Origin of the sequence: Plantactinospora mayteni, from assembly GCF_016862935.1 — a bacterium.
GTDB lineage: Bacteria > Actinomycetota > Actinomycetes > Mycobacteriales > Micromonosporaceae > Plantactinospora > Plantactinospora mayteni.
Map to the genome: position 1 here is coordinate 119,737 of NZ_BONX01000001.1, position 25,273 is coordinate 145,009.

The 25,273-nt window shown below is 71.1% G+C and carries 24 protein-coding genes; 11 read left to right on the forward strand and 13 right to left on the reverse strand.

What is annotated here, in order from left to right; genetic code table 11:
- Positions 1-8: 8 nt before the first annotated feature.
- Positions 9-1,046 (reverse strand): GHMP family kinase ATP-binding protein, encoded by a 1,038-nt coding sequence (locus Pma05_RS00445; RefSeq protein WP_203855202.1) that lies wholly within the window; start codon positions 1,044-1,046, stop codon positions 9-11.
- Between the two features lie 38 nt (positions 1,047-1,084).
- Here Pma05_RS00445 and Pma05_RS00450 point away from each other — a divergent pair, with 38 nt between their 5' ends.
- From Pma05_RS00450 to Pma05_RS00465, 4 genes are read left to right on the forward strand one after another with little or no spacing between them, the layout of a single operon-like run.
- Entirely contained in the window at positions 1,085-1,735 is a 651-nt protein-coding gene (locus Pma05_RS00450) for a D-sedoheptulose-7-phosphate isomerase (protein ID WP_203855203.1), read from the forward strand.
- Positions 1,728-2,303, forward strand: coding sequence for a D-glycero-alpha-D-manno-heptose-1,7-bisphosphate 7-phosphatase (locus Pma05_RS00455; RefSeq protein ID WP_203855204.1), 576 nt, complete (start codon positions 1,728-1,730; stop codon positions 2,301-2,303). Before Pma05_RS00450 ends, Pma05_RS00455 begins: the two co-directional genes overlap by 8 nt.
- Positions 2,222-3,349, forward strand: coding sequence for an FAD-dependent oxidoreductase (locus Pma05_RS00460; protein ID WP_239311449.1), 1,128 nt, complete (start codon positions 2,222-2,224; stop codon positions 3,347-3,349). The genes Pma05_RS00455 and Pma05_RS00460 overlap by 82 nt, the downstream gene beginning before the upstream one ends.
- Positions 3,346-4,260, forward strand: a complete 915-nt coding sequence (locus Pma05_RS00465; RefSeq protein ID WP_203855206.1) for a Gfo/Idh/MocA family protein — start codon at positions 3,346-3,348, stop codon at positions 4,258-4,260. Before Pma05_RS00460 ends, Pma05_RS00465 begins: the two co-directional genes overlap by 4 nt.
- Here Pma05_RS00465 and Pma05_RS00470 read toward each other — a convergent pair.
- From Pma05_RS00470 to Pma05_RS00510, 9 genes are all read right to left on the reverse strand, one after another.
- A complete protein-coding gene (locus Pma05_RS00470; RefSeq protein ID WP_203855207.1) occupies positions 4,238-4,870 on the reverse strand; it encodes a twin-arginine translocation signal domain-containing protein in 633 nt (210 codons plus the stop codon). The two genes, Pma05_RS00465 and Pma05_RS00470, sit on opposite strands and share 23 nt — an antisense overlap.
- Before the next feature lie 58 nt (positions 4,871-4,928).
- Positions 4,929-7,355: a family 43 glycosylhydrolase gene (locus Pma05_RS00475; protein WP_203855208.1), complete on the reverse strand. Its 2,427-nt coding sequence runs from the start codon at positions 7,353-7,355 to the stop codon at positions 4,929-4,931.
- A gap of 173 nt (positions 7,356-7,528) precedes the next feature.
- Positions 7,529-10,636 (reverse strand): beta-xylosidase family glycoside hydrolase, encoded by a 3,108-nt coding sequence (locus Pma05_RS00480; protein ID WP_239311435.1) that lies wholly within the window; start codon positions 10,634-10,636, stop codon positions 7,529-7,531.
- Between the two features lie 626 nt (positions 10,637-11,262).
- Positions 11,263-12,231 (reverse strand): branched-chain amino acid ABC transporter permease, encoded by a 969-nt coding sequence (locus tag Pma05_RS00485; RefSeq protein WP_203855209.1) that lies wholly within the window; start codon positions 12,229-12,231, stop codon positions 11,263-11,265.
- Positions 12,231-13,091 carry a branched-chain amino acid ABC transporter permease gene (locus Pma05_RS00490; RefSeq protein ID WP_203855210.1) on the reverse strand — a complete coding sequence of 287 codons (861 nt, stop codon included), beginning with the start codon at positions 13,089-13,091 and terminating at the stop codon, positions 12,231-12,233. The genes Pma05_RS00485 and Pma05_RS00490 overlap by 1 nt, the downstream gene beginning before the upstream one ends.
- A complete protein-coding gene (locus Pma05_RS00495; RefSeq protein ID WP_203855211.1) occupies positions 13,088-13,744 on the reverse strand; it encodes an ABC transporter ATP-binding protein in 657 nt (218 codons plus the stop codon). The genes Pma05_RS00490 and Pma05_RS00495 overlap by 4 nt, the downstream gene beginning before the upstream one ends.
- On the reverse strand, positions 13,741-14,514 hold the full coding sequence (locus Pma05_RS00500) for an ABC transporter ATP-binding protein (protein ID WP_239311437.1): 774 nt from the start codon (positions 14,512-14,514) through the stop codon (positions 13,741-13,743). Before Pma05_RS00500 ends, Pma05_RS00495 begins: the two co-directional genes overlap by 4 nt.
- The gene (locus Pma05_RS00505) at positions 14,511-15,701 is read right to left on the reverse strand and encodes an ABC transporter substrate-binding protein (protein ID WP_203855212.1); all 1,191 of its coding nucleotides are present in this window, start codon (positions 15,699-15,701) and stop codon (positions 14,511-14,513) included. The genes Pma05_RS00500 and Pma05_RS00505 overlap by 4 nt, the downstream gene beginning before the upstream one ends.
- A gap of 76 nt (positions 15,702-15,777) precedes the next feature.
- Positions 15,778-15,951, reverse strand: a complete 174-nt coding sequence (locus Pma05_RS00510; protein WP_203855213.1) for a hypothetical protein — start codon at positions 15,949-15,951, stop codon at positions 15,778-15,780.
- A gap of 73 nt (positions 15,952-16,024) precedes the next feature.
- Between Pma05_RS00510 and Pma05_RS00515 the strand changes: the two genes are divergently transcribed.
- From Pma05_RS00515 to Pma05_RS00540, 6 genes are all read left to right on the forward strand, one after another.
- Positions 16,025-16,939, forward strand: coding sequence for a PaaX family transcriptional regulator (locus Pma05_RS00515; protein WP_203855214.1), 915 nt, complete (start codon positions 16,025-16,027; stop codon positions 16,937-16,939).
- Positions 16,940-17,077: 138 nt separating this feature from the next.
- A complete protein-coding gene (locus tag Pma05_RS00520) occupies positions 17,078-17,464 on the forward strand; it encodes an acyl-CoA thioesterase (protein WP_203855215.1) in 387 nt (128 codons plus the stop codon).
- 24 nt (positions 17,465-17,488) lie between these two features.
- Positions 17,489-19,108 carry a long-chain-fatty-acid--CoA ligase gene (locus Pma05_RS00525; RefSeq protein ID WP_203855216.1) on the forward strand — a complete coding sequence of 540 codons (1,620 nt, stop codon included), beginning with the start codon at positions 17,489-17,491 and terminating at the stop codon, positions 19,106-19,108.
- 67 nt (positions 19,109-19,175) lie between these two features.
- Positions 19,176-20,003: an SDR family NAD(P)-dependent oxidoreductase gene (locus tag Pma05_RS00530; RefSeq protein ID WP_203855217.1), complete on the forward strand. Its 828-nt coding sequence runs from the start codon at positions 19,176-19,178 to the stop codon at positions 20,001-20,003.
- Between the two features lie 45 nt (positions 20,004-20,048).
- Positions 20,049-21,227, forward strand: coding sequence for a thiolase family protein (locus tag Pma05_RS00535; RefSeq protein WP_203855218.1), 1,179 nt, complete (start codon positions 20,049-20,051; stop codon positions 21,225-21,227).
- Positions 21,227-22,027: a MaoC/PaaZ C-terminal domain-containing protein gene (locus tag Pma05_RS00540; RefSeq protein ID WP_203855219.1), complete on the forward strand. Its 801-nt coding sequence runs from the start codon at positions 21,227-21,229 to the stop codon at positions 22,025-22,027. The genes Pma05_RS00535 and Pma05_RS00540 overlap by 1 nt, the downstream gene beginning before the upstream one ends.
- Before the next feature lie 33 nt (positions 22,028-22,060).
- On the opposite strand, the gene Pma05_RS00545 is transcribed toward Pma05_RS00540, so the two are convergent.
- Entirely contained in the window at positions 22,061-23,410 is a 1,350-nt protein-coding gene (locus Pma05_RS00545) for an extracellular catalytic domain type 1 short-chain-length polyhydroxyalkanoate depolymerase (protein WP_203855220.1), read from the reverse strand.
- A gap of 272 nt (positions 23,411-23,682) precedes the next feature.
- A complete protein-coding gene (locus tag Pma05_RS00550; RefSeq protein WP_203855232.1) occupies positions 23,683-23,892 on the reverse strand; it encodes a hypothetical protein in 210 nt (69 codons plus the stop codon).
- Here Pma05_RS00550 and Pma05_RS00555 point away from each other — a divergent pair.
- Positions 23,882-24,481 (forward strand): aldo/keto reductase, encoded by a 600-nt coding sequence (locus tag Pma05_RS00555; protein ID WP_239311439.1) that lies wholly within the window; start codon positions 23,882-23,884, stop codon positions 24,479-24,481. The genes Pma05_RS00550 and Pma05_RS00555 overlap by 11 nt on opposite strands.
- 116 nt (positions 24,482-24,597) lie before the next feature.
- Here Pma05_RS00555 and Pma05_RS00560 read toward each other — a convergent pair whose 3' ends face one another.
- On the reverse strand, positions 24,598-25,038 hold the full coding sequence (locus Pma05_RS00560) for a protein-tyrosine phosphatase family protein (RefSeq protein WP_203855222.1): 441 nt from the start codon (positions 25,036-25,038) through the stop codon (positions 24,598-24,600).
- Positions 25,039-25,273 lie beyond the last annotated feature (235 nt).

Below are 25,273 nucleotides of genomic sequence, written 5' to 3' on the forward strand. Positions count from 1 at the left end.
GCACGGTGTCAGGCCGGCAGGGCGGTGGCCTTCGATCCCGCTTCGTCCAGCGCGAAGCGCAGCTCCGTGACGCCTCGCCGCGCCATCGCCGCGCGCACCCCGGCCGTTGCGGCGTCCGGGACGCTGACCAGGAGGAATCCGCCGCCACCGCCGCCGAGCAACTTGCCGCCGTCGGCGCCGGCGGCGCGGGCGGACTCGTACAGCTCGTCGATCGCCGGTGTGCTGACGCTGGGGCTGAGGCGCCGCTTGAGCTCCCAGTGGCGGTGCAGCATCGGCCCGATCTCGCCGACCCGATCGGCCCGGACCGCCCGTGCCATCTCGTGGGCCAGGTCGTGGATCTCGCACAGCGCCCCGACCGTCGACTCGTCGCCACGGACTGTGCGCAGATGCTGGGCGGCGAGGACCGTGCCGGCGTCCCGGCTGACCCCGGTGTAGAACAGCAGCAGATTGTCGCTCAGATAACGGCGCAGGACCGGGCCGGCCGGCAGGTCGTCCACCTCGACGGCGAGATCTCGGTCGATGTGCAGCGCCCGGATGCCGCCGTACGACGCCATGTAGTGGTCGTGCTTGCCGACCGGCCGGCCCAGGTCGGCCATCTCCACCGCGCTGGCCTCCTCGGCCAACTCCCGGGGGTCGACCTTCCCGGGCGGTCGCAGCGCGTGCAGCAGCGCGACGGTGAAGGCCGCGGAGCCGCCGAGCCCGGTGCCACTCGGCGCGTCGCTGAACGACGCCAGCTGGGCCGCCGGCACCGGGCCGCTGCGCCGGAAGGCGGCCCGGGCGAAGTCGTTCGTCAGCGCGGTGACGTGGTCGACCCGCTCGTCCCGCTCCCACCGCGCGTACACCCGGCCGTCGAAACTGCGCGGAAACACCGTCACCGCCACGTACCGGTTGATGGCCAGGCTGACCACGAGCCCGCCCTGCCGCCGCGCGTAGCTCGGCAGATCTGTCCCCCCGCCGGCGAGCGACACCCGCAGCGGAGCGCGGGCGAGCGACACCCGCAGCGGAGCGCGGGCGAGCCTGATCGACTCCTCCTGCTGACGACGCATAGCGGCCACCCTAGCGCCGCCCACAGAAGGGATCTGCGGTGAATCGGCTTGATCGACGTCAATCCGTCGCGCCCGGGACATCGGGTTCGGCAGACCCGACCGTCTCGCACCGTGCGCGCACGGCCGCCGACAACTACCTCGGCGAGTTGCGCAAGTCCGTCGATCAGGTGGACCGCGAGCGGCTGTCGGCGGTTCTGTGCACGCTCGTCGGCGCCCTGGAGAGCGGACGGCGGGTGCTCGTCGCGGGCAACGGCGGCAGCGCGACCACGGCCAGCCACATGTCCGCCGACCTCACCGCCGCGATGGCACACAGTGGCCGTCCGGCCGGCACGGTGGTGTCTCTTGTGGACAACCTGGCCCGGCTCACCGCGATCGCCAATGACGTGTCCTATGAGGATGTGTTCGCGACGCAGGTCGCCGCGCTCGGCGCGCCCGGGGACGTGCTCCTGGCGATAAGCGTGAGCGGGCGGTCGGCCAACGTCCTGGCCGCGGCCCGACGCGCACGCGACCTCGACATGACCGTCCTGGCACTGGTCGGTCAGCCGAGTCCACTGTCGACCGCCAGCGACCACTTCGTTCTGCTCGGCCAGGGTGACTACGGGCTCAGCGAGGACCTGCACCTGACCGTCGGCCATATCGCGGTGCGGATGCTACGCCGGGTCGACGCACACGTCGTCGCCGATGCATGACGCACTCGGCGGACTGAAGCTGGTGATCCTCGACCGCGACGGCGTCCTGAACGAGAACCGGGAGGACTACGTCACCCGGATCGAGGACTTCGTCTGGACGGCCGGCGCACCGGCGGCGTGTGCGCGGATCAGCGCGGCCGGCCTCGCCCTCGCGGTGGTGACCAACCAGTCCGCAGTGGGTCGTGGCCTCCTGCCCGAGGCGACCCTCGACGCCATCCACGCCCGGCTGGCCGACGGCCTCGCCGCGCTCGGCGTACCCCGACCACTCATCCTGCACTGCCCGCACCTGCCGGCGGACGGGTGCGAATGCCGCAAGCCCAGACCCGGCCTGGTACGGGCGGCGCTGCGACACCTCGGCGTCGCGCCGGGCGAGGCGCTGCTGGTCGGCGACCACGAGTCCGACCTCGCCGCCGCCGCTGCGGCGGGATGCTGGTCACTGCACGTACGCTCCGGACGGGGAGCGCCGCCCACCCGGCCACCCCGCGGATACCTCGGCAGTGTCCGGGACCTCCCGGCCGTGGCCGACCTGCTGACCGCGCTGCGCGGCGCGCACGGACGCGGCGGATGAGCCGGCCGGAGCGGGACCGGGTGACCGTGGTCGGCGGCGGGCTGTTCGGAGTGACCGCGGCGCGGGCGCTCGCCCGGGCCGGCTGGTCGGTCACCCTCGTGGAGCAGGCGCCGGACCTGCTCGACGGCGCCAGCGGCACCAACCAGTACCGGCTGCACAAGGGCTTCCACTATCCGCGCAGCCCGGAGACCGCAGCCGCCTGTCTCGCGGCCGAACGCGACTTCCGGCGGCTGTTCGGCGACGCGATCATCGACCACCACGCGCACTACTACGCGGTGGCCAACAGCCGGACCCGGTTGACCGCAGCGGAATACCTGCGGGCCGTGACGGCCATGGGACTGACGTGGCGCCACGACTTCGCGCCCGTCCTGCGCCCCGACGCCGTCCAGAGCTGCGTACGGGTGGCGGAGGGGGCGATCGATCTGCCACGCCTGCGCCACAGATGCTGGGCGCTGCTGAGAGACAGCGGCGTGCGGACGCGCACCGGAACCCACTTCGAGTGGTCCTCGGTGGGTGGGAACGAGCGGGTGGTGCTGGCCGGCTACTCCGCCAACAACACCCTCCTCGCCGAGGCGGGCTTCGTCGGCCGGCCCTACCGCTACCAGTTGGCCGAACTGCTCTGCGTCCAGCTACCGGAGGCGTACCAGGGGGTGAGCTGTCTGGTGATGGACGGGAACTTCCCGTCCCTCGATCCCTGCGGGCGCAGCGGTCATCACGTCATCGGACACGTCACCGAAATGCACCATACGGAGGAGACTGCGGTCGTCTGCTCGCTGTCCAACACCGACGCGCACCGCCGGTCGACGGCCGCCGGCACGCTGCGCCGGCTGGTGGAGACCGGCCGGGAGTTCCTGATCGGATTCGACCAGGCGCGTCTGGTGCGATCCCGGCTCGTGGTACGCACGACGCTGCCCGGCGTGGCCCGGACCGACACCCGGCCGACGCTGGTCGAGCGGCACGACTCGCAGGTCTTCAGCATCTTCTCGGGCAAGCTCACGACCTGTGTCACCGCAGCCGACGAGCTTGTGGAGCTGATGTCGCGATGAAGGTGGGGCTGGTGGGAGTCGGCCGGTGGGGCCGGAAGCTGCTGAGGGTGCTGTCGGAGCTGGAGGGGATCACGCCGGTGTCCGTGACCCGCGACGGCCGGGACGCCACGGTCAGCCTGGCCGAGGTGCTCGGTGACACCGGGATCGGGGCGGTGGTGGTCGCCACGCCGACCGCGACGCACCAGGAGGTGGTCGGCCGGTGCCTGGCGGCGGGTAAGCACGTCCTCGCCGAGAAGCCGCTGTGCACGTCCACCCGCGCCGCGCGAGAGCTGGCGCGGACGGCGCACGCTCGCGCGCTCGTCCTGCGTACCGGGCATACGTTCCTGCACCACCCCGCCTTCGCCGCCCTGACGGCGGAGGTGGCGACACAGTCGCCGACGTCGATCCGGGCGAGCTGGCGGCGGCCGGTGCCGCTGGATCACGACCCGGGTTGGGAGCTGTTGCCGCACCCGGTGAGCATCGTCCACCGGCTCGCGGGCGGCCCGCCGGAGGTGGTGCGGCCCCGGCCGTGGACGGACGGTCACCGAGCCGAGCTGCGGTGGGAGACCGGGTTGTGCGCCACGGTGCAGGCGAGCAGGCTCGGTGTCCCACGGTGGGTGGTCGAGATCGACACTCGATCCGGAGCCCGGTTCGAGTGGACGGCGGAGTCGTTACGGCGCCGTACCGGCGCTGGCTGGCAGACCGTGCCGCACGGGACGGACGAGGCCCTGCGACGGGAACTGTCCGAGTTCGTCCGGGCGGTACGAGCCGGCGATCGCACCGACGTGGTGCCGGGCGCGGACGTGGTGGCCACCGTCGAGGCCGTTGTCGCTCCCGGTCGCCGTGCGGCGCCGGTGGCAGGTCTCCCGATCGGGACTGGGCGGGGCCCGCGCGGACCCCGCCCGGCCACTACTCGAACAATGAGAGGGTGAGCACCGAGGCGTACTCGCCAGCGGCCACCTCCGCCGGGGTGCGCAGGTACAGGTCGGCGTTGACCGAGTACGCGTCACCGGCGACGGCTTCGGAGTCGAACGTCGACACCAGCAACTCCTGGTCGACCAGGCCGACGTTGTTGCCGGGCTGGGTCTCCTCGTCGAGGACGGTCACGACCTCCTCGCCTTCGGTGACCAGGCCGGTGTCGCCGCCGTCGAGCAGGCGCGGCTTCCAGCCCAGGTGGCCGGCGCTGATCGGTGTCTGACCAGCGGCACCGACAAAATCGGTCGCGCTGCCCAACACCGCCCAGGCGGCCCCGTCGGGCACCTCGTCCGGCCTGCGGGTGTCGGTGACCGTCACGGTCGGCAGGGTGCCGACGAATTGGCGGACCAGCAGGGTCGAGCCGTCCTCGGACAGCGCGACGGCGTCACCCGCGATGGACATGGCGAGCACGCCTGGTTCGTGGATCTCGTCGATCTCGACCGTCACCTGCACGTCGGTGTCGTCGCCGGGCTCGGCCACGGCGGGCGAGGGCAGCACCGTCGTCCCGGCCAGGACGGCACCGGCGGCGCAGGCCGCGAGCAGGTGCCGGCGTTTCCGTGTATTCATTCGCTCCTCCGTTGTCAGCCGTTGTTGCCGGCGAGGTGGTTGATCGGGGTTGTCAGGGTCATCCGGTGCAGTCGACACCGGGGTGTGCCACGGTCCGGACGGTCGTCACGTCCTCGCCGTCGACGCTCCCGGTGACCCGGACGGTCGCCGACCCGGCCGCGACCGAGGTCGCCCGGGTACCGAACGCCTGGTAGGCGTTCGCATCCGGGGCGACATCCGGGAACGAGCGCGTGCCGTACGCGGTCTCCAGGGCGATGTCCACCGGCGCGTCGTGGTCGTTGCGCGCCTGCACGGCGACGTACGCCTTACCGGCGAGGCATCGTGCCTGGACGGTGGCGGTGACGGGCAACTCGGGCTGGGTACCCGTCGCCGCGAAGGACCAGGAGTCGATCTCGAAAAGATCCTCACCGGCCGGGCCGTGGTAGCTGAAGTAGACGTCGTGTACGCCGCTGACGCCCTCGAGCTCGGCGGTCACCTCGGCCCACTCGGTGGTCGGCGTGCCGGCCGGGATGGTGCCGACCACCGGACCCGCGGGATCGTCCAGCCGCACCTCGATCCGGGCGCCTGCGGCCAGCGCGCGCAGCTTCGCCGTCACGCTCCGGGCACCGGCGTCACCGAAGTCCACGGAGGACAGTCCCGTCCAGTCGCCGTCGTCGACGTCCCGGACCACCAGGTTCGGTGCTTCCGCGCCGAACTGCGCCGACCCGCCGTCGACCTTCGCGGTCGCGATGCCCTTGCTCCAGCCGAGGGTCTCCGCCTCGAACACCCGGAACGGGTCGAAGTTCCTGACCTGCTCCACGCCGGCGTACGTGCCCACGACCTGCTGGATGGTGCCGTCCGGGTTGAAGGTCAGCTCCTGGAGGTGCGGGCTGCGGTACCCCTGGGTGGTGTTTCCGTTGATGCGCTTGTTCAGCGTCGGCGCGTGGTACGTGAAGTAGAACCTGCCCTCGAACTCGAACACCGACTGGTGGTTGTTGCCACCGGTGCCGGCGCCGAAGAACTGCGACTGGTTCGGGAACAGCACGCCCGCGTAGGTTTCCTTCGGCCACGACATCGGGTCGTCGGAGATCATGTAGCCGATCTGACCGGCGCCGGGATAGCCGGGGAGCGGCGTCTGGTTGCCGCCGAAGTCGTTCCCGCCGAAGTGCGAGGAGTACGAGAAGTAGTACCTGCCCTCGCGCTTGAAGACGTGGCCCGCCTCGAAGGCGACCGGGGCGTCGACCACCACGGCCGATCCCTCGGTGGAGACCATGTCGTCGCCGAGTGCGATCGCCCGGAGGTTCTTCGGGTTGTTGAAGCGCTCGGCCGGCGGCATGCTCGTCGACGCCGGACCGCCCCCGAAGTAGAGATATTCCTCGCCGTCGTCGTCCACCAGCGGAGCGGGGTCGAACTTCCACGCGACATCCTCGGCACCGGGAGTGCCACCGTTGATCAGGGTGCTGGTGCGCTCGCTGACCCACGGGCCGAGCGGCGACCCACCCGTGATCACGTTGCTCGAACCGCCGCCGTTGGCGTAGTACAGGAAGAACTTCTCCTCCCCGGCCACGACCTGCCTGGCCATGCCAGGCGCCCAGGAGTTGTTGGTGAACGGTGCCACGCCGTTCGGTCCAGCGACCTGGACCTCGCCGTGGTCCGTCCAGTTCACGAGGTCCTCGGAGGAGATCACCGTGATCCGGTTGATGTCGCCGTAGTTGATCTGTGGCGAGATGCCGGTGACCGGGTCGGGTGCATAACCCTGGGTGTCGTTGGTCAGGTACATGTAGACCCGGCCGTCGTGCACGAAGCCGAACCCGTCGGCGCCGAACTTGTGCCCGATCAGGGGGTTGTGCTCTCCGGGCAGCTTACCGACGACCTCGATGGTCTTCGATGGTGCCGGAGGCGGCGGAGCGCCGGTCACCGACACGTCGTCGAGCGTGAAGTCCATCAGGTGGAGGTTCGGTTCCGAGGACGGGGTGCTCGTCCACGGCGTCTCGAAGAAGAGGCGTGCCGTCGACACACCCTGTCCGGCCGGGATCGTGAACGTGCCGCTGAACTGCGCCCACTGGCCGCGCGTCGCCACCGTGCTCACCAGGTTGGTGTAGGTGCCACCGCCGTAGTGCATGGTGGCGAAGAACTGCTTCGTCCCGGGCGAGTTCGGGTTCTCGTACTTGATCCGGGCGCTGAGGGTGTACGTCTGTCCTGCCTGCACCTTGCCGCTGAGGTCCTGCATCGGGCCGGATCCGGTCGTCGTCCGGTTGGTGACGAGTGCCGCGCCCGCACCGGAGTGGGCGTCCGTCGTGGTCGAGAGGGTGGCGCTGTCGTTGGCGTTGCCGTTGTTGACGAACCAGTTGGCGAGACCGTCTTCGAACCCGCCGTTCAGGATGAGATTCTGTTCGGCGGCCTGGACGGGCACCGGCGTGGCAACCGGTGCGGCGGCCAGCACGACGCCGACGGTGGCGATAGCGGCGAACCGTCGCCGCGTCGCCGTTCGCAAGCGCTGTTTCAAGTGACACCCTCCTTGATCTCTGACTGGCAACTGGAGTCTCAGTCGTCCCGGCCGGTTGGGGGCGGGCCGGGACGGAGGCGGACCACTCGGAGCGGCGTGGGGCGGAGTCGGGGCGCGGCCGTCCCGCGAGGCCGTGACCGGAGCCGGCCGGAACGGTCCACGGTGGCGGCCGGTTATCCGGCGCAGTCGATGCCGGGATGTTCTCCGGTCCGTACGGTCGTCACGTCCTCGCCCTCGATGCTCCCGGTGACCCGAACGGTCGCCGACCCGGCCTCGACCGAGGTCGCCCGGGTACCGAAGGACTGGTAGGCGCTCGCGCCCGGCGCGACGCCCTCGAACGACCGCACGCCGTACCCGGTCTCCAGCACGATGTCCACCGGCGTGTCGTGGTCGTTGCGCGCCTGCACGGCCACGTACGCCCGACCGGCGAGACACCGCGCCTGCACGGTCACCGTGACGGGCAACCCGGCAGCGGCCCTGAGCATGCCGAGCCGGGCCAGCTCGTAGCTGAGTGCCCGCTCCGGCGCGTCGATCTGGTTCTGGGTGCCGAAGTCACCGGCGCGTGCCGTCTTCGCGGCGGCGAGGGCGGTCTGCATCGCGGTCCAGGCGTCCGCTGGGTAGTCGGCCTCGCGGAGCGTCTCCGCGTGCGCTACGGCCGCGTCGAGTTCGCTGCTGTCCAGCTCCTGGCCCTGCGCGGTCAGGATGTCGCTAAGCAGGTAGTAGTCGAAGTCGACCCGCCCGCCCGTCGCCAACGTCGCGTAGTTGAACAGGCCGACCCGGTGTCCCATGAAGTGCGCGAGGCTGCCGTCCAGGGTCTGGGGGCCGACGCGACCGCCCAACTGGCGCCACGTCAGCCCGTCGAGGCTGTAGTGGAACGTCGTCCAGAGCTGGCCCGTCGGTGACGCGAAGTCGAGATCCGCCTTCACGTACACCTCGGTCGCGTCCCCCAACGGCACCGTCGTACCCGGCAGGAAGTTCTCGATCGTCGCCTGGTCGAGGTCGACCGCGAAGGGCTGCCCTCGGTTGACGACGCCCAGCGTGAACGTGTCCCCGGCGCGCTTGACCGCGACGTACGAGAATCCGCGGTTGTAGGCGGCCAGGCCGGCGACGTCGCCGTTCTTCATGCCAGCGATGTCCATCTTGGTCTCGACCGACTGCCGGGGTCCGAAGGTACGCTGCGACAGGGTGTTCCTGGCCTCCTCGAACCATGTCAGCTCGGACCGGTTGGACAGTTTCGTATAGATGTACTGGCCGGTGACGACCTTGCCGGTGGTCAGCCGTAGCCAGCCGTCGCGGTCGGTGAGCGACCAGTACCGATTGTCGGGCGCGTGGTTCCACTGCCACGCCATGTCCAGCCGCGACCCGTTGGAGACGATCTCCTCTGCGGCCGGCTGCTCGGCCGTCACCGGCTGCCCGATGATCGAGACCTCGTCGATCAGGTACTCGACGCTCGACGACGACGGTTGCGGATCCGCCCACGGGGTCTCCACCGCGAACGTGAAACTGTCGAGGTTTGCCGTCGCCGGGACGGTGTACTGGCCCGACACCGTCGTCCACTGCCCCACCGGCACGTTTCCGGACGCCATCACCTGCACGCCGGAGCCCCAGTCGGCGGCGAGGTTGAACCGCACACTGCTCGGCCCTGACGTGTATTTGAGCTTCGCCGACACGGTGTAGGTCACGCCGTGCTGCATCTTCCCGTTCACGAGTTGGTTCGGGCCGGAGCCGTTGACCGTGCGGTCGCCCACCCTCAACGCGGCCGAGCCGGCGGCCGGGTCGACCTCGTCCAAGCCGAGCGCCGCACCGAACTGCGCACCCCACGGGTCGACCGCTCCGGACTCGAAACCAGGGTTGGCCAGCAACTCGACACCGATGAGCGACTCGTCGACGTCCGGCGGCTCCGGGATCGCCCACTCCTCCTCCAGGTACGCCTTGTGCGGCGCGTCGTTGGAGAAGTCGTCCGAGACGACGACGCTCCGCTGACGCTCGACGGGTTCCTCCGCCGGGCGCAGCTCGATCGGCTTGTCGAACAGTCCGTTCACCGGCACCACCCCGTTGTCGCCGAACGTCGGCCACCCGTCCTGCCACCTGGCGGGAATGAGTGCCGGGATACGTCCGACCGGGAACGTGTCGCGGAAGAACATGCCGTACCAGTCGGTCCCGCCGCCCTCGCCCGAGATCGGCACGAGGCTGCCCTGCGCGAACCCGTTCGAGTTGAGCACCCCGCGCGCCTCGTAGGTGTTCACGCCCCCCGCCGACGTGTAGCGGCCGAGCAGGTCCGGCGAGCGGAACATGACCACCTGACGGCCCTGCCCGGACGGCCAGGTGATGATGACCGCGTAGTAGTAGCCGTCGATGTGGTAGAACTGCGCGCCCTCGAACAGCCCGCCGATGAACGGCTGGCCCGCGTAGTCGGCCGCCGTGAAGATGTTCCGGTAGTCCTGCTCGATGGCGGTCAGGTCGGCGTTGAGGCGCACAGCGCTCGTGCCGCCCGAACCGTAGAAGACGTACGGCGTTCCGTCGACGTCGAAGAAGAGTGACGGGTCATGGAGACCGCGCCCCAGGGCGGTGCGCCGCCACGCGCCATCCTCGATGTCGTCCGTGCGGTAGATGTACGCGCCGCCGAGGTTGTTGGTGTTGAACGCCACGTAGAACACGCCGTTGTGATAGCGCAGCGAAGATGCCCACTGGCCCTGGCCGTACGAGTTCTGGCCGTTGCGCAGCGAGAAGGAGTCTCCGATGCTCGCCCGATCGAACACGTAGTTGACGATCGACCAGTTGACGAGATCGTAGGACTTCATGATCGGCGCACCCGGACTCAGGTGCATCGTCGTGCTGATCATGTAGTAGATGTCCCGACCCTCGTCGTTCTCGGCTGCCGGGACCCGCTCCACACTGATGTCCGGAACGTCGGAGCGAAGCAGCGGAACCGAATACCTGCCGTCGCCGGTGTCGGTCGACGTGTAGCCCGGCTTGGGCGACCAGGAGGCGCCGGCGTTCGCCTGGCCACCGACGGAGAGGAGACCGGTGCACAGCAGCACGCCCACCATGGCCAGCGAGAGGCCGCGCCGGCCCGAGCCGCCGGGCAGCACCGTCGCTCCCACCCGTTGTAGTGCCACGGCGAGTTTCAGGAACCCGGTGCCGACGACCGACCCGGGCAGTCGCCGTGGTCGGGCCTCGACCCGGCCCCGGGCACGCTCGTCCACCCTTGCCACGCCGGCCGGCGACGACCCGCCGGTCATCGGCGTCAGCACCCGCAGCACAGCCGCACGGATCCGCATCCCACTCCTAACGATCACCGAACACCCGGCCATGTGAACGCTAACATCGGTAGCCCCCGACATCCCAACCCCATAGGCGGGAAGGGGAGGAGCGCTGATACCGGTGCAGGGAAGATTGCCAGATTGTTTCGTCGCCTTCAAGAGGTGCGCGGCCGAAACATGACCAACACAGCGTCTGCGCCGGGCGCGGACTCTCCACGATCCCGGTTCATAACACTTTTCCGCTGACCATCACGAAGCGAAGAAAGAGAAACATCACAGCAACTTTTTGTCACGAGAGCCGGTGACACGCGGTCGTGGACCGCCCCACTTCACCGACCGGCCCTGCGCAACTCCACCCGACGGCTGGCTTGCCCACGGACGAGGGCCGGGCGGGGCGGAGCCGTTTCGACGACAGCCACTGCCCCAGCGGACGGTCAACCCGGCGACGGGAGCGGTGCGAGTCGAGCACGATTCGCCGTTCTCCCGTACGCGACGGAAAGGAGACGGTTGGCACGGCCCGGTGACCCTCGGCAGGCCGCGCAACACGCGTATTCGACTCGCCGAGATTTCACCTTGCGTTTCATGGCACAGCAGAGCATGTTACCGATCACATCGATATTCGTCCATCGATGCACTTCCCGGTGTCACACCGCGCCGCTCGACGCCCTCCGCGTCAACCGGGCGCGTACCGCCGGCACGATGCCGTGCGGCAGGAAGATCACGACCAGCACGAGCAGGACCGCGTAGACGGCGTAGGACAGCACGCTCGGCGCGTAGCCGGGCATGCCGGGCTGGGTGCCGAGGGTGTTGAGCACCTGGACGAGCAGAATGATCGCGGTGGCACCGACGAGGGCGCCCCACAGGGTGCCGAGCCCGCCGACGACGGCCATCACCACGTACTCGATGGAGAGCAGCACCGGGAACGAGCCCGGCGCGAGATAGCCGAGATAGAAGGCGTAGATGCCGCCAGCCAGACCGGCGAACGCGGCGGACAGCGCGAAGACGGCGAGCCGGTAGCGCCCCACCGGCACGCCGCTGGCCGCCGCGGCGGTCTCGCCGCTGGCCAGTGCCCGCAGGCCACGGCCGGGCCGGGAGGCGACGATGTTGCGGGCCACCAGCAGGGTGAGCACGACGGCGGCCCAGACCAGGTAGGCGTAGGAGATGTCGTCGGCGAACTCGTAGCCGCCGACCGACAGCCGTGGGATGCCCTGAAGGCCGATGGCACCGCCGGCCCAGTCCGCCCGGGCGACCAGGGACAGCAGGATCAGCTGCATGGCGAGGGTGGCGAAGGCGAGGTGGTGACCCCGCAGCCGCAGCAGCGGTATCCCCACGACGACCGCGAACGCGGCGGAGACCAGTGGCGCGGCGAGCAGGCCGAGCACCGGTGGCAGGCTGTGCACGCTGAGCAGGCCGGCCGTGTAGCCGCCGATCGCGTAGAAGGACGCCTGCCCGAGGGAGACCTGGCCGGCGTACCCCATCAGCAACGACAGCCCGACCGTGACCATCACGGCGAGGCCGAGCAGGATGTAGACGGTCAGGTGGCTGCCGGAGAGCAGCGGTGGCAGGGCGAGCGTGCCCACTCCCACCGCCACCGCCGGCGCCCGCCGCGCCATCAGGCCGGCTCCTGCTCGGCCGCCGGCGCCCGCGCGGCTTGCCTCATCATCACGGCGAGCAGCAGCACCAGCGCCACCTCCATCTGGTACGCGGCGTTGCCGTAACCGGCGACGAAGGACTGGGCCACACCCAGCAGCAGTCCACCGACGAGGGTGTGCAACGGCCGCATGAGCCCGCCGAAGACGGCGGCGGCGAAGCCGCCGACGATCAGCGTGACGTCGTAGTCGAAGGTGACGAGCTGGATCGGCGTGACGAGCACTCCGGCGAGCCCGCCGAGCGCACCGCCGATGCCGAAGGACAGCAGCCCCATTCGGACGATGTCGATGCCGACGACTCTCGCGGCGTACGGGTTGGAAGCGCAGGCCGACAGCGCCCGGCCGATGTCGGTGCGCGCGAACAGCGCGGCCGTGCCGGCGAAGACGACGGCCGTCGCGCCGATGATGAGCAGGTAATGCGCCTGGAAGCGGACGCCACCGAACTCGACCGCACCGGGCACACCGGCGAACGACCGAGGCTGGTCACCCCAGATCAGCACCTCGACCGCGTATGCGAAGACGGCCAGCCCGAGCGTGATGATCAGTGACGCGCCGGGCGGCGTACCCGGCCTGCCGATCGCGACCAGCCCGACGAGCAGCCCGGCACCGGCACCGACCGCCACGGCGGACGCCTCGGCCAGGCCGTGCGGAAGCCCGCTGGCCAGCAGTGTCGACGCGGTCATCGCGGCGATCACCGCGAACGAGCCCTGGGCGAAGTTGACCACCCGGGTGACTCGGTGGACGACGACGAGACCGCTGCCGACGAGCGCGAACACGCATCCGCTGCCGACGCCGGTGATCAGGTACTGGAGGAACTCCCTCACCCGGCCACTCCCAGATAGGCGTCGGCCACCCGTGGGCTGGCGGCCAGTTCCGCCGCGGTCCCGGCGGCGACGACCCGGCCCGCCTCCAGCACGTATCCCCGACTGCACAGGTCGAGGGCGAGTCGGGCGTTCTGCTCGATGAGGAGCACGGCGAGACCGTGATCGGCGTTCAGCTCCCGCAGGTGCCGCACCAGGTCGGCGACGACGAGCGGGGCGAGGCCGAGGGAGAGCTCGTCGACCGCCAGTACCTCCGGCCGGGCCATCAGCGCCCGACCGACGGCCACCATCTGCTGTTCCCCGCCGGAGAGCCGACCGGCGCGGCGTCGACGCAGCGGGGTCAGGCCGGGCAGGATCTCGTAGATCGGGCCGGTGTCGCGGTTGCGGATACGCCAGCCGCCGAGCCGGAGGTTGTCGTCGACGGTCAGGTCGGGAAAGACCTGGCGTCCCTCCGGCACATGGGCCAGCCGGCCGGAGATCGACACCGTGCCACCGGCCGGTCGCTGGATCCCGGAGAGCGTGTTGACCAGTGTGGACTTTCCCGCGCCGTTCGGCCCGATCAGCGCCACCATCTCCCCCTCCGCCACGGTGAGGTTGACCGCGTGTAGCGCGACAGCGACGCCGTACCGGACGGTGAGGTCGACAACGTCGATCACGCGTGCACCCCTGTCCCGAGGTACGCGGCGACGACCGCCGGATCGGCCCGGACCGTGGCCGGGGTGCCCTCGGCGATCACCCGGCCGAGGTCGAGCACGGTGACCCGGTCGGCCAGCCGGGTCACGAACGCGACGTCGTGCTCGATGACCACCATCGTCAGGCCGCTCGTCTTCAGCTCCTCGAAGAGTCGGGCCAGTGCGTCCCGCTCAGCCGCGCGCAGGCCGGCCGCGGGCTCGTCGAGCAGGAGCAGGCGGGGTCGGCCGCAGAGCGCGCGGGCCACCTGGAGTGCGCGCTGCTGCCCCAGCGGCAGCGACTCCGCCGGCCGGTCGGCCCAGCCCGCGAGGCCGACCCGGGCCAACGCCTCCCGGGCGCTCTGGCGGATCTCCCGCTCCTCCCGGCGGTGCACCGGCAGTCGGAACACGGCGCCGGCAAAGCCTCCTCCGGTGACGGCGTGCGCGCCGACCATCGCGTTCTCCAGCGCCGTCATGCCGCGGAAGATCCGGGCGCCCTGGAAGACGACACCGATCCCGAGCCGGGCCCGACGGTGGGCCGGCAGCCGGTCCACCCGCGTGCCGGCGAGCACGATCGCGCCGGTACGCACCGCCAACTGGCCGCCGACCAGGTTGAACAGGGTGGACTTGCCGGCGCCGTTCGGCCCGATGACGGCCCGCAGTTCTCCGTACGCGACGTCGATGTCGACCTCCCGCACGGCGTACACCCCGCCGAAGGCGTGCGACACACCGTCGACCCGCAGCAGCGGCTCGGTCACTTGCCCGCCACCGCGGCGAGCTGCTCCCGCGCCCAGTCGGTGGGGACGAACGCGCCGCCCCGCACGGTGTTGACGGAGATGTAGTCGGCCTTGAGGCCGGCGTGGTCGGTAGCACTGTAGGTGTAGGTGCCGTTCGGTGTCGTCACCGTCAGCCCTTCCAGAGCGTCCCGGATCTGTTCCCGGTCGGTGCCGCCGGCCTTCTCGATCGCGGCGACGAGCAGTCGTACCCCGCTGTAGCCGTCCTGGGCGAACTGGGGTGGCGGATACCCGTACTTGCCGCGGAACGCACCGGCCAGTTCATCGATCGCCTGCTTCTGCGCACCGTCGGGGAGGGTGTCGCCGACCACGCCGATCGAGCTGGCCACCACCGCGCCTTCGGCGGCCGGGCCGACCGGGTCCAGCCAGAGCCTGCTGGCCTGTGCCCCGGTGAAGACCACCGGCACGTCGAGGCCGGCGGTGGCGTACTGCTTGGCCAGCGCCACGCCGGGAGCGCCGGTGGCCCAGACGACGAGCGCCTGCGCCGCCGAGGAGCGCACCTGGTTGAAGACAGCCGAGAACTCGGTGGTGGTGGTCTGGAATTCCGGGCTGGCGGTGAGGGTGACGCCGTAGCCGGACGCCTTCTCCCGGGTGCCGTCGAAGCCGGCCTTGGCGTAGGAGCTGCGGCCGTCGTACGCGACGGCGATCCTGGTGATGGCCTGCGCCCTGAGGTACTGAAGGATCCGGTCCGCATAGGTCCCCGAGGTGGCCGGCACGACGAAGACGTACGGGTGCACCGGGTCGACCTGCTCGTCGGCCGGGGTAAGCGAGACGTACGGGATCTTCTCCCGGTTGACCAGCGGGATGGTGGCCAGGGCGGAGTTGGAGAAGGGTGAGCCGATCACAGCGGCGACGTCACGGCCCTTGAGGTCGTTGAAGGCCAGCACCGACTGGTCGGGCTGGCTCTTGTCGTCGCGGACGATCAGCTCCACCGTACGGCCGAGCACCCCGCCGGCCGCGTTGATCTGCTCGACCGCGAGCGCCACGGACTTCTCGTTCTCCGTGCCGAGCGGTGCGTAGTTGCCGGTCAGGGAGACGATCTGGCCGACCCTGATCGGGCCGGCACCGTCTCCGGTGGACGGGGCGCCGCCACAGCCGGTCGTGGCGACCGCCACGGCGAGCGCGACGGCGGATACGGCGGTACGTCGCACGGTTGCCTCCCACCACGAGGGAAAGCCCTGTTACGGAGACGCTAGACATCTATGGCACGCCGGTCAACATTCATGCCTAACGTTCTCGTTCCGAGGCGATCAGCCCCGGCACGAGGAAGTCGAGATAGGGGACCCCGGCCGCGCGTCTCTCGCCCCCGTCGACCGGCTCCACCTGGCGGTCCGCGCCGCCGGGGCAGGCGACGGCGAGCACCGCGGGGATCCGGCCCGCCGGCACACTCGGTGCGCACATGCAGGTGTGCCCGGCGCCGGTCGAGGCAGGCTGGGCGGCTGTCGGACGACGCGGAATCTGTAGAGTCTGCCGCATGTCGATGCAGTCCGCGTCGCCCCCGGCCGACCTGCCGCGCGTGCAGGCCGGCGGCAGCCCGCAACACCTGCTGCTGACGTTGCTCGGCGACTACTGGTACGGCCAGCGCGCCCCGCTGCCCTCGGCGGCCCTGGTCGCACTGCTCGGCGAGTTCGAAATCACCGAGGTCAGCGCTCGGGCCGCGCTGAGCCGGCTGGCCCGGCGCGGGCTACTGGAGCAGTCGAAGTCCGGCCGGCGCACCTCGTACGCGCTCAGCGAGCGGGCCGCCGGGGTGCTCGCCGAGGGTCGTGGCCACATCCTGTCGTTCGGCACGGAGCGGACACCGTGGACCGGTCGGTGGACCGTGGCCGCGTTCTCGGTACCCGAGGACGACAGGTCCCGGCGGCACGCCCTGCGCACCCGGCTCGGCTGGCACGGCTTCGCCCCGCTCTACGACGGCCTCTGGGTCTCGCCGCACGAACGGGTGACCGAGGTGACGACGATCCTGTCCGAACTCGACATCGACCGGGCCACCGTCCTCACCGCCGAGCTGGCCGACGGCGGGCCGACCGGCGGCCATCCGATCAACGCCTGGGACCTGGGCGCCCTGCGCGCCGAATACGAGCGGATCCTCGCCGCGTACGAGCCGGTCCGGCAACGGTGGCGCACCGGCCGGATCGGCACTGCCGAGGCCCTCGTCGCGCGAACCGCCCTGATGGACGACTGGCGCACCATGCCGAGCCTCGACCCGGAGCTGCCGACCGAGCTACTGCCGGAGCGCTGGCCCCGGGCGGCGGCCCGGGCGCTCTTCGTCGAGCTGTACGACGGCCTGACCGGACTGGCCGAACAGCGCGTGGTCCAGGTTGTCGCCGGGCACGACCCCGACCTCGCCGCGCTGGTGCGTACCCACACCAGCCGGACCGGCGATATGTGACACTAGTCTTGACGCTAGGCACATAGATAGTCAGACTCGGTCCAGGCTCGACGACGTCGGGCCGCGCGTTTGCACCGGACGACACCAGCTACAGGGACCAGCGGGGAGACCGGGATGGCCGAGCCAGCGTCGACCGTCGTGCGCCGTCGTCTCGAGTGGTCGGACACCGACCCGGCGGACCGGTGGCACTACGGAGTGGTCCTGCGGTTCGTGGAGAGCGCCGAGAAGGAACTACAGGACCAGCTCGGCGTCACGGCGGCGGACGCCCGCTGGATGCCCCGGGTGAACCTCACCGTCGACTACCTGGCAGCCCTGCACTTCGGCGAGATCGCCGAGACCACCCTGGCGGTGGAGCACGTCGGGCGCGCCTCGCTGCGCTACGCCTTCGCGGTGGCCCGGGACGGCACGACACTGGCCCGGGGAACGCTGACCGTGGTGTGGATCGATGCCGACACGGGCCTGAGCAGTCCGTGGCCGGACCGGCTCCGCGCGTTGCTGACCGGGACCGGGGCGGCGGAGGGCTGACGCGTGCGGAGCAGCATGGGCTCGATGCCGCTGTCCGTCGGCATGATGCTGCGCCGGGCAGCCGCGATGGGCCCGCACGCCCGGCTGGTCGGCTACACCGAGGTGGGCCGGACCGAGTGCCGCTGGCCCGAGCTGGCCGGCCGGGCCCGCCGGCTGGCCAACGCGCTGACCGCGCTCGGTGTCCACCCGGGCGACCGGGTCGGCACGTACGCCTGCAACGGGCTGCCCCACCTGGAGCTGTGTTATGGCGTGCCGCTGGCCGGAGCGGTGCTGCAACCGCTGAACACCCGCCTGCATCCGGACCAGGTGGCAGCGATCGCCACGCACGCCGACGACCAGGTGATCTTCGTGGCGGCGTCCCTGACCGGACAGTTCGCGCCGATCCGGGGCCGGCTCCCCGGCGTCCGGCACTACGTCGTACTGCCGGACGGCGGCGCACCGCACCCGGACTTCGCCGACGCGACGGACTACGAGCAGCTCCTGGCGAGCGCGCCGGAGGACGAGCCGGCGGAGGTGGACGAGTGGAGCGCGGCGTGCCTCTGCTACACCGGTGGCACCACCGGCCGTCCGAAGGGCGTGGTGTACTCGCACCGGTCCCTGACCCTGCATGCGATGAGCGGTCTGTTCGTCGACTCGTTCGCCATCCGGGAACGCGACGTCGTGCTCCCGCTGACCCCGCTCTTCCACGCGCTGTCCTGGGGTATGCCGTACTCGGCGGCGTTGGCCGGGGCCGGTCTGGTCCTCGCCGGTTCCGACACCAGTCCGGCCACCGTCGTACGCCTCGTCAGGGACGAGCGGGTGACCGTCGCGGCCGGGGTGCCGACCTTCTGGCTCGCCGTCGACCAGCTCGCACCGAGCCCGGACGATCTGGCCAGCCTGGACCGGATCCTCTGTGGCGGCTCGGCGATCCCGCTGGAGCTGATCCAGCGCTACCAGCGGCGCGGCGTCGCCATGCGGCAGGGCTGGGGCATGACCGAGATGTCGCCGTCCGGCAACCTGACGATGGTCCGCCGGCACCTGGAGGACCGGCCGGAACCGTCCCGGCAGGCACTGCACGCCACGCAGGGCGTGCCGACCGCCGGGGTGGAACTGCGGGTGGTTGACCCGGACGGTGTGGTGCTGCCGCACGACGGGCGGGCCGTCGGTGAGATCGAGGTACGTGGGCCGTGGGTCACCCAGTCGTACCACCAGCCGGAGGACGACGCCAACACCGCCCGGTTCCGGGACGGCTGGCTGCGCACCGGCGACATCGGCACCGTCGACGGCGACGGCTACCTTCACCTGCTCGACCGCGCCAAGGATCTGGTCAAGTCCGGCGGCGAATGGATCAGCTCGATCGAACTGGAGAACCACCTGATGGACCACCCGGCGGTGGCCCAGGCCATGGTCATCGCCGTACCGCATCCGACCTGGGGCGAACGGCCCGCCGCGCTCGTCGTCGGGTGCGCCGAGGTCACCGCCGACACGCTCGTCGCGCACCTGCGCCCCCGGGTGGCGAGTTGGTGGCTGCCCGACGTCATCCGGTTCGTCGACGCGCTGCCGACGACGGCGACCGGCAAGTTCGACAAGGTGACGGCCCGCCAGACCTGGCAGGACGTGCTGGCGGCGGAGCTCGCCCCGGCGAAGCGGGAAGGAGAGCCGTGAGCGAGCGAATCAGCCAGCTCAGTGCGACGGTGCCTCCTGGCGGCACGGAGCGAAGCGGAGTGCCGGCATGAGCGGATTGTTGGCGGACCGGGTCGCGGTGGTCACCGGAGCGGCGCGCGGGATCGGCGGGGCGACCGCCGAACTGCTCGCCGAGCACGGCGCCCGGGTGGTCTGCGTCGACCTGGACGGTGACGGCCTCGCCCGTACCGTCGGGTCGCTCGGCGGTCGCGGCGTCGCGGTCGCGGCCGACCTGACCGCGCCGGCGGCGCCGGCCGAGGTCGTCGCCCGCGCGGTCGACGAATACGGGCGGCTCGACATCGTGGTCAACAATGCCGGCTACACCTGGGACGGCATCTTCCACAAGATGACCGACGAGCAGCTTGCCGCCATGCTCGACATCCACCTCACCGCGCCGTTCCGGCTGCTGCGCGCCGCCGCGCCGGTGCTGCGCGAGGCCGCCAAGCGCGACGCCGCAGAGGGACGCGAGGTCTTCCGCAAGGTGGTCAACGTGACCTCGATCGCCGGCACGATGGGCAACGTCGGCCAGGCCAACTACGCCGCCGCCAAGGCGGCCCTGACCGGCCTCACCAGGACGCTCGCCAAGGAGTGGGGCCCGTTGAGGATCAACGTCAACGCGGTGGCGTTCGGATTCGTGCAGACCCGGCTGACCGCCGACGCCACCGAGGCCGGCACCTTCGAGCACGGCGACCACCGGATCCCGCTGGGCATCCCCGGCGCCGTCCGGGAACAGGCCGCGGCGCGCATCCCGCTGGGCCGGCCCGCCACCCCGGCGGAGGCGGCCGGCGGCATCTTCCTGCTCTGCTCGCCGTGGTCGAACTTCGTCCACGGCCAGGTACTCACCGTCGCCGGTGGGCAGGCCGAAGGGATGAGCTGAGATGCGACTCGGCACGCAGCCCACCGAACTCGTCGGGAGCCGGTGATGCGGCTCTCCGACGTGGCGATGCCGGTCAACCTGGTCTGGTCCTCGCCGTTCTGCCGCTGGCAGGGCCCGCTCGCCGAGATGTCCAGCGTGGACCTCGCGGTCGACGTGACCGCCCGCGCCCTGGCCAGGGGCGGGATCGCGACCTCCGAGATCGGCCACGTCGCCTTCGGCACCACCGTGCCGCAGCCGACCTCCTTCTACGGCGTCACCACCATCACCCCGCGGCTCGGGCTCGACACCGTCACCGGTCCGACCATCGCCCAGGCCTGTGCCACCTCGGTGGCGGTGGTGCAGGCCGCCGCCGTCCAGGTCGAACTCGGCGCCCACCGCACCGTGCTCGCGCTGGCCGCCGACCGCACCAGCAACGGCCCGCTGCTGGTCTGGTCGGCCCAGCGCAGCCCGGGCGCGGCGCCACGGACCGAACACTGGGTGCTCGACCCGATGCGGCACGACCCCAACACCGGCCAGTCCATGCTCGACACCGCCGAGCACGTCGCCGCCGAGGAGGGTTACTCCCGCGCCGAGATCGACGCCGTCACGCTGCTGCGCCACGAGCAGTACCGGTCATCCGCCGCCCTACGCCCCGGCCACCTGGTGGAGGTACACGTGCCGGGCCGGCACGGCGGCGTGGTGGTCGACGGCGACCACGGCGTGCACGACACCACGGCCGACGGGCTCGCCGCGCTCTCCCCGGTCCGGCCGGACGGCGTCGTGACGTACGGATCGCAGACCCATCCCGGCGACGGCACCGCCGGAGCGGTACTCAGCACGGTCGATCGGGCCCGCGAACTCAGCGGCGGTACCGGCGTCGCACGACTGCTCGCGGTCGGCTTCGCCCGCACCGACCGAGCCCGGATGCCCAGAGCGCCACTGCCGGCCGCCCGCGCCGCGCTCACCGACGCCAGCCTCGACATCACCGGCATCGACGTGGTGACCACGCACAACCCGTTCGCCGTCAACGACCTCTACTTCGCCCGGCAGACCGGCTTCGGGCTGGACCGGATGAACCCATACGGTTGCAGCCTGGTATACGGCCATCCGCAGGGGCCGACCGGCCTGCGCGCGCTCGCCGAACTCGTCGCCGCGCTGCACGCCCGGGGCGGTGGACGCGGCCTGTTCACCGGGTGCGCGGCCGGTGACACTGCCGGCGCCGTGGTGGTGGAGGTGACCGACTGATGATGTCGCTCGACGGATCGGTCGTCGGCCGCTGGAGCGAGCCACGCCCGTTCGACGTCACCCCGGCCAGCGTCGCGGCGTACGTCGACGCCGTCGGCGGACCTTCACCGGTCTACGCCGTCGTCCCCGCCATGGACCTGGTCCTCGCGGTCGCCTGCGCCGCCGCCCCCGCCGAGCTGCGCGCCCGGGTCGTGCACGGCCAACAGGACATCTTCTTCCACCGCCCGCTGCCGCTCGGCGAGACGATCACCGTCCAGGCCGCTGTGCTCGGGCTACACGGCAAGCGCAGCGGCACGGTCGCCACCATCGGAGTACGGACGTACGACGTCCACGGCACGCTCCTGAACGAGCAGTACGTCACCGAGTTCTACCGTGGCGTACCGACCGACCTGCGGCTGGGCACACCCTCCCCGACCCTGCCGGCCGACGCGCCCACCGGACCGCCGCTGCGCACCGCGACCTCGCCGCTGCCGGTCGACCTGCCCCGCCGCTACGCCGACGCTTCCGGTGACCACAACCCGATCCACCTCGACGACGAGTTCGCCCGCAGCGCCGGGCTGCCCGGCGTCATCGTGCACGGCCTGGCCAGTCTCGCCGTCGCCGGACACACCGTGCTCCCCCCTGGGGCCCAACCGGCGCGGCTGAGCTGCCGCTTCACCCGGCCCGTCGCCCCCGGCGACACCCTCACCACCCGGGTCTGGATGGACGGTCCCGGATACCGGTTCGAGAGCGTGGACCGGGCCGGCGCCACGGTCCTCGGCGCCGGCCTGGTCGAACTCGCCCGCCCCTCCGTCATATGACAGTGGTTGTTGCTGTCGGCACGACGTGTGTCGTCATTGACTGCACGCCGCGCCGTTCAGCGTGAACTGGATCGGCGCCTGGTTCGCTCCGCTGTAGGTGCCCTGGAAGCCGAACGTGGCGCTCGCCCCGGCCCCGATCGCGGCGTTGTATGAAACGTTGCGGGCCGTCACCTGGGCGCCGGACTGGCTGACCGTCGCGTTCCAGGCGTTCGTCACCTGTTGGTTGCCCGGCCAGCTCCACTGCACGGTCCAGCCGTTGACAGCGGCGGTCGAGGTGTTGGTGACCGTGACGCTGGCGGTGAATCCGTTGGCCCAACTGTTGGCCGTGTAGCCGACCCGGCAGCCGCCTGTGGACGGCGGGGCGGTCGTCGGCGGCACGGTCGGCGGGGTGGTGGGCGTCCCCGTGGTCGGGTTCGGGGTCGGCGATCCGCCGGTGAGGCCGAAGAACTGCACCGCCGCCTGGGCCATGCCGCTCATCGGGAGGCTGTGGCCGGCGCCGTTGACGCTGATCGCCTCGAGCGGCGTTACGCCGCCGCTGGTCCAGCGCCGGCGGTTCCAGTTCGACTGGGGCGTGTCCGTGGAGGTTGGCGTGAGGCTCAGGCCGTGCACGTTGGTCCACTGGTCGACCGCCTCCTGGAGCAGTTGGTACGGCACGAGCGTGTCGTTGGTGCCGTGCCACAACTGGATGCGCGGGCGGGCGCCGCTGTAGCCGGGGTACGCCTGGCGGACGGCGTCGCCCCACTGCTGCGGGGTCCGGTCCATCCGCCCGTTGACGCACTGGCTGTTCTGGGGCGGGAAGTCGGCCGCGTTGGCGAAGCAGTTGAACGGCACCCCCATGAACGCCGCACCCGCCTTGAAGACGTCCGGGTAGAGCGCGAGCATGGCGTTGGTCATCATGCCGCCGGACGAACTGCCAGTCGCGTAGACCCGGTTCGGGTCACCGCCGTACTGCCGCTGGACGTACGTCACCATCGACATGATCGACACTGGATCGCTGCCGCCGCCCCGGCGCTTGGACGCCGCCGACCAGACGTCGAAGCAGTTGCCGAAGCCCGCCTGCTGGGTCGCGGTCGGATAGATCACGACGAACCCGTACCGGTCGGCCTGCGAGGCGAACTCGCTGCCGGAGTAGAACCCCGGACCCGACCCGCCGCAACCATGCATCGCCACGACGATCGCCGGGTTGCTGGGACGGGAGTCCGGGACGTAGACGTGCATCCGCATGCCGCCGGGGTTGTCTCCGAAGCTGGTCACCTCGACCAGGGACGCTGCCGTGGCCGGTGAAGCGAGCACGATCCCGGCGGTCGCCGCGAGCGCGGTGGAAGCCAACGCGACGAGCGCGACTCGGAGTCGACTCCTGACTCTTACATCGATAGATGTCATTGTCATAAGCTAGCGATTCTGCTGACGGTCGTCAATAAAGTGTCTTCGAGTCGGCGAAGAGGGACCCGCCATCAGAACGCGGCTGCCGAGCCGTGTCACGGATGGCTACGACCTGATCGGCCTGGACACCAGGGCGTCGGGGTCTCGGCGCGGATGAGCTGCGGTTTTACCACCTGGGACGCATACTGGGCCAACATCCCGCCGTACGCGGTCGACCGCGCTGCCGTGACCAGGCAGGCCGAGATCGTGGAAGAGGTCTCGCGGTCGCGGGGCTATCGGTGGCCGGGGTGGACGCCGTCGGCGAGTTGTTGCAGGTAGGCCCGCGCGGTGGCAAGGAATCGGTCGAAGGGTTGATCGACCTGCCACTCCTCGTAGGCGCTGCGTAGGGCCGCCAGGGCGACGTTGAGTTGTAGGCGAGCCACCGAGCAGATCATCGCCGATGCCCTGTACCCGTACCCGGCGAGCGTGGTCGTGGCGACCAAGACCGGTATGGTTCGTACCGGCCCCAACGCCTTCGTCCCGCTCGGTCACCCCGTCTACCTCAAACAGGAGGTGGAGCTGTCGCTGCGACACCTGAAGGTCGACCGGATCGACCTCATCCAACTGCACCGCATCGACCCTGCGGTCCCGCTGGCCGATCAGCTCGGCGCCTTCGCCGAACTCAAGGAGCAGGGCAAGGTCCGCCACATCGGCCTTTCCGAGGTGTCCCTGGACCAGTTGACGGAAGCCCAGGCGATCACCCCGATCGCGAGCGTGCAGAACCTCTACAACCGTGTCACCCGCCAGTCGCAGGACGTCCTGGAGTACGCGACCGCCAACAACATCGCGTTCGTCCCATGGTTCCCGATCGCCACCGGAAAGCTCGCCGGTCCCGGCAGCCCGATCGCCGCCATCGCCGAGGATCTCGGCGCCACGCCGGCACAGGTCGCCCTCGCCTGGCTGCTGCACATCTCCCCGGTGATCCTGCCCATCCCCGGCACCACGTCCCTGGATCACCTCGCCGAGAACCTCCAGGCCGTCAAGCTCTCGCTCAGCGACAGCGACATGGCACGACTCAACGCGCTGGCCTGATCACCACAGCCCGTCTGGGGCAGACGGCTGGCCAACCGCCCGGAGACTGCCAGCGGTGAGTCCGGTGGCAGTCTCCGGGCGAGCTGGGTTCGGGCGCCTCGCGGCCGGTGGTCCGGTCAGGCCGGGACCGGGGTGAACCGGGCGACGTAGCGGCGCTGCCACGGCGTCTCGACCGCGCCGCTGGCGTAGTGCTGGCGGATGAAGGCGACCGCCTGCTCGGCCGGTACGCCGTCGAGGACGGCGAGGCAGGCCAGCGCGGTACCGGTGCGGCCCTTGCCGCCACCGCAGGCGAACTCGACCCGCTCGTCGGCCGCCCGCTCCCAGGCCCGCCGGAGGACGGCCCGGAAGCCGGCGTGGTCGCGGGGCAGCCAGAAGTCCGGCCAGCGCACCCACTCGCTCTGCCAGGCGGTTTCCGGCGGCGTGCGGCCGAGCAGGTATATCCCGAACGTCGGTACCGGTCCGGGCGGCAACGGCCGGCGCAGGCCGCGGCCCCGCACCAGCCGACCCGACGGCAGCCGCAGCACACCGGGTTCCGACGGCGTCCACGGATCGGTCATCCCGGCAGTCTAGGCCGGCCCACTCCCGCCCACCGGCCGGCACGTCGAGGTGGCGATCCGCGCCCACCGGCCGGCAGGTCGAGGAGATCCGCCCACACCGCCGTCACGGTCGAGGAGATCCGCCCACACCGCCGTCACGGTCGAGGAGATCCGCCCGCAAGGCGGCCAGAGCCGAGGAGATCCGCCCGCAAGGCGGCCAGAGCCGAGGAGATCCGCCCGCAAGGCGGCCAGAGCC